The following is a 4,426-nucleotide window of genomic DNA, read 5'->3' on the forward strand; positions in this document are numbered from 1 at the left end:
TTTCTACCTGGGTATATTCACGCTGATAGAAGTGCTTCATCTGCCAATTGGTTGGAATTTCTGCCTCGGGTACATCCGGGAAATAGGTTTCATACATATCTTTAAAACGCCGATGAGCATAAGGAAATGAATAACCTTTTTCAGTTAGCAAATACTTCTGAATAGCAATTCTGAATAGCTTTTCGATGAACTCGTCAACATTGACTCCAGAGCCCGGATCATACTTTCTGGGCCGCCCTAACTTTGTTTTGCCTGGAGTGCGCTTTTTGCCTTTTGCGCCGGAATTTTTATAATCGGGAAGAAGCGCGTTAACAATCTGCCCCCGCTGCCAGTATTGGCGAATTAGGCGATACAATGTTTGTTTGGTTGTTTTGTGATTAGCCATGACCAGATCAATGGCTTTAGCGCGTTGTTTCGGCTGATAGTATTCTTCAAGATGGATGATCGGGCTTATCAGTTTATAGTTTTGGTCTCTTTTTACTTGAGCTGTACTGCCATCTTCAGGCGAGAGCATGATCAAATAGGAATAGGGATCTTCGACTCGGTGTAACGATTCATCTTGAATCGCCAAATCCAGCGAATATAAGTCAATAATGCCGGGGAATGCGCTTTTATTATCGATCGATATCCAAACAAAATTGTTTCCGAATCGGCTCAAAATCCGGAATCGCTCGTTCTCGTACTCCAGGACCTCATTGATTCGAAACATGACGAGCTCCTATTAAGTTCCCCATGTTCTCAACAACGAAATCCTTACCTTTTAGCAGATGGAACGGTTGGGAAAACATATCAAAGTAGAAACAGCGATTAGCCAATAATTGCCTGATTTCATAAATAGAAGAACCATCAGGCTGATTGTAAATACGGTCAGTCAACTTACAGATATCAGTAACCGTTTTATTCGGATTTTGCTGAAAAAGATCACTGTAGTACGCAGTCCTATCTAACAAGACTTCATCATCAATCTCATCCTGCTCAGCCGGGTATACCCAGCTAATATTCTGGACAAGGGTTGGGGATACATCGTTTTCAGTGACCAGAAACCAAGGAACCTTTTTCAGTAACCAATAACGGCGTTCAATTTCCAGTTTTTCAATAACACGGGGATCTTTTAAAAAATTAGTGTACTTGGCTTGAATGACATACTGTGGGAGTTGGAGATCCAAGCAATCAACCAAAAAATCAGATGACATGTACGTTTTTACACCGGCTTCGGCTGGATGTTTAATTCCACTATCAAGCGCAATATCAAGCGTTTCTTCGCGCCTAAGTGGAAACTGCTCGCGAATATCGGTTGTTTGGGAGTTCCATTCAAGAGTTAAAAATACAGCAAGTTCTAAATCGGATAGCAAATGATGAGTACGCTGGCTTTTATGACCAAAGACACGATGAGAGCGACCATCGGATGGGACATCCCGAACAGTTATCCAAGGATGATAATGAACACCCAAGCCATTACCTCGACCTTCTTTTATCCAGCGTTTGTATTTCGTTTCAGAGGGTGCGTACTTGCTTTTTGCCATATAAAACCATCACACTTTGCTTACAAAACAAGCATAAACGCAACAGATTTAGTATGCAACTTTATTACTCAACAATTCTTATATAGTGAACACAATCAATGAGCAGCAATTTATACTAACAACCGATACTTCGTGTCACAATACAGATTTGGTACGACAGAATAGCTCGGTGATCACAAAGTCTAAGCAGGTCACAGTAACAAGCTTTTGGACAAAAATCCGTTTCAGAAAATATAACATTAGCGATTCTTGAATAACGAAATGTATGGAAAATCGCTTCCTGAGTCATTATTGTGATTGATAAAGCACAGCAAGCTCCCGATTATATTAATAATCGAACCACAACATTATCTTGGCTATGCAAATCAAACGAGACTTTGACTACTACCACAACCTACACAATGTCATTACTCACGCCTTACTTCACTTGTTATGTAAAGTGTCAGCATCTCCCCGCTTTGTGCCAGTCGCAACGCGCAATGAAATCTTGATAAAATACCTCAAGCCTAAGCTCAACGATAAGTCTCTATCAAATATAAAAAAAGACATCAAACTGATGCTCAGCGTTGCGAGAAAAAACGGTGGGAACCTAGAAATGAAACTGCATCAACTCAGCACTGAATCGAATCAAACGAAACTCGTCGGGGCTGAAAAGCTCTATAACCTACTCGTCCACCTTCATGATGAAGAAGGTATTGAGTCTCGGCTGTTTGAAGAAGGTAGCGAAGCGGAGCCTGGCATTCTTTACATGTTAGAAGAGCAAGTCGAACACAGTTTTGACCAAGAACATAACCAAGTGACACCGTTATCGATGCTTATCCAGCTAGATCGTGCACCAGAGCTCATCAATTCAATTAACGCTCACGGTCTGTTCCTTGCCGAAATGAAAGAGTGGAACGCAGAGTTACATCAAGCCCATATTTTAGTGCACCCTACTTAAAACATGACTGCGACGATAACTGTCATATGACACTTCACCAGAAGGTGATACGAGAATTAATAGAGCGCATCAAAATACGATGGCCGTGGTTTTCTAGCTGGTTTTGGATAAAAACGCGTCAGTGGCTTTTCTAATTTAGTAAATTATCGATAACTGTAGTTATCACAAGCGTGCTGTATCAAGTTCTTCCCTTAAACTTAGGTCACCAGTTGTATCCAATCTTTGAGTCATTAAAACGAAATTCTATCTTCAAAAATACACGCCACTACTCCTTGAGATAAATTGAATTATCTAAGGTCAAATAGAAGTAGCAGAGTTTGACAAACCCAAGGGAGCAAGTCGCAGCATGCACTTACCATTTTTCTTGCCATACATATACATTGTGACCTTATGTCAAAATCTAATGTGCATATCTTATCTTTTCAGGTAATTAAAGATACAATATGAGCACTGCACCATAGACAATAACAGGCATAACATGGCTCACACGGCATATCTCTCAGTTATCGGTAAAAAACAAGGTTGTATATCCCTTGGTTGCAACACGAAAGACTCTATAGGAAATAAGGCTCAAGTATCGCATTCAAATGAAATCACCGTTCTGGCGTGTAACTTCACCTTAAACAAACACGGCGGACCTGCCGAAGTCGTCATTACCAAACCCATTGATAAAGCCTCTCCACTTCTTGGTAATGCCTTTTCTAAACAAGAGCATTTACAGTGCACAATCAATTTCTTTCGTACTAATGAGCAAGGCTATAACGAAAACTTCTATACTATTGAGTTGGTTGACGCCTTAATTACCACCCTGTCTTTTGACCAACCTAACGTACTGAACTCTGGCGATGAAGATATGTCAGAAACCCTTCACCTCTCTTACCGAGACATCACTTGGAAACATAAAATAGCTGGCACTGAAGGTTATGAAACATGGGAGAGCAACTTAGGGTGAGAAATCAAACTTCGCCCGATGCATGGGACATTCGAGAAGTCGAAAAGGCAGGGAAAGGACTCACTATGCAAGCCGTCACGCTGTCACACCGCTATATTTCGAATGGTGGGCTAAAGATGCAGTTTGTTCGTGACGTTGATCGTTTTGAACAATGTCTTGTTAACGATTTTAAGAACGGTAAAAAAAACAAAGAAACGGTATTCAAAGAACTTCGAAAAGAAAGACAAAACTTGATGGACCAAGGTGCCCTAATTGCCAAAAAAGGGGTTGGTTTTATCGCGGGTGTGATGCAAGTAGCCGCAGGCGCGGGGGTCTGTTACTACTCTGCCACTTACCTTTGCTCAATTGGTGCAACAATGATGGCTCATGGCGCGAATAACATGTATGAAAATGGCAAATACTTTTGGGATGGCGATGAGAATCCCACGGGGCTAGTTCGAGAAGGCTATCAACATGCAGCAGAGTATTTAGGTTACTCCAAATCTCATGGCGATATTGCCTACTATAGCTCTGATTTAGCCATGTCAGCCTATGGAGCTATAGCCAAAACCAACACGGCTAAAAATGCAGTAGAGGCGTATCAAATTGCCTCCAAACCTAACTTAAAGCCTATGCCATGGACAAGCACCCCAAAAGCCAAACAATTTAAGTTATTTAGATACAGCTCAGAAGACTATCTAAGAGGATATCAAGCATCAAGTAGGTTATCACTAGGAGCTGGGGCATTAAGTGACAGCATTACAGCATACTCACTATATGATGAGGTCAAAAAATGATAACCATTACGTGGTATTCATTTTCATCTATTTCCCTCATTTATCTGCTATGGCGAATAAACCACGTACCATCAAAAGGTATCACTCTGCTATGTAGGTTTTTATTATTTTTGATCTTAGGTGGGCAATTTTGGGCAATTTTTCAGATTGGAACAAAAACAGCAGGAGTTTCATCTAAGATACCTTTTTTCGAAGATTTTTTTATTAAATATCTCGATTTACCTAACCTTGAAAT

The 4,426-nt window shown here is 40.7% G+C and carries 4 protein-coding genes and 1 pseudogene; 3 read left to right on the forward strand and 2 right to left on the reverse strand.

All coding sequences use genetic code 11. The features are described 5' to 3' along the window. Together B9J87_RS12810 and B9J87_RS12815 are read right to left on the reverse strand one after the other, a co-directional pair. A pseudogene (locus B9J87_RS12810) lies at positions 1-709 on the reverse strand (transposase); the annotation flags it as partial. Further along, complete coding sequence (locus B9J87_RS12815; protein WP_094151061.1) at positions 693-1,523, reverse strand: TnsA endonuclease N-terminal domain-containing protein; 831 nt, start codon at positions 1,521-1,523, stop codon at positions 693-695. The gene B9J87_RS12815 and the pseudogene B9J87_RS12810, both read right to left, overlap by 17 nt. Before the next feature lie 358 nt (positions 1,524-1,881). Between B9J87_RS12815 and B9J87_RS12820 the strand changes: the two genes are divergently transcribed. The 3 genes from B9J87_RS12820 (at position 1,882) to B9J87_RS12830 (ending at position 4,191) form a co-directional block, all read left to right on the forward strand. After that, entirely contained in the window at positions 1,882-2,463 is a 582-nt protein-coding gene (locus tag B9J87_RS12820) for a DUF2913 family protein (protein WP_094151063.1), read from the forward strand. Between the two features lie 478 nt (positions 2,464-2,941). Continuing rightward, complete coding sequence (locus B9J87_RS12825; RefSeq protein WP_094151065.1) at positions 2,942-3,415, forward strand: Hcp family type VI secretion system effector; 474 nt, start codon at positions 2,942-2,944, stop codon at positions 3,413-3,415. Then, positions 3,394-4,191, forward strand: a complete 798-nt coding sequence (locus tag B9J87_RS12830) for a DUF4225 domain-containing protein (RefSeq protein WP_254918135.1) — start codon at positions 3,394-3,396, stop codon at positions 4,189-4,191. Before B9J87_RS12825 ends, B9J87_RS12830 begins: the two co-directional genes overlap by 22 nt. Positions 4,192-4,426: the final 235 nt, after the last annotated feature.

This window comes from Vibrio sp. V19_P1S1T109, from assembly GCF_002241375.1.
Taxonomy (GTDB): domain Bacteria; phylum Pseudomonadota; class Gammaproteobacteria; order Enterobacterales; family Vibrionaceae; genus Vibrio; species Vibrio anguillarum.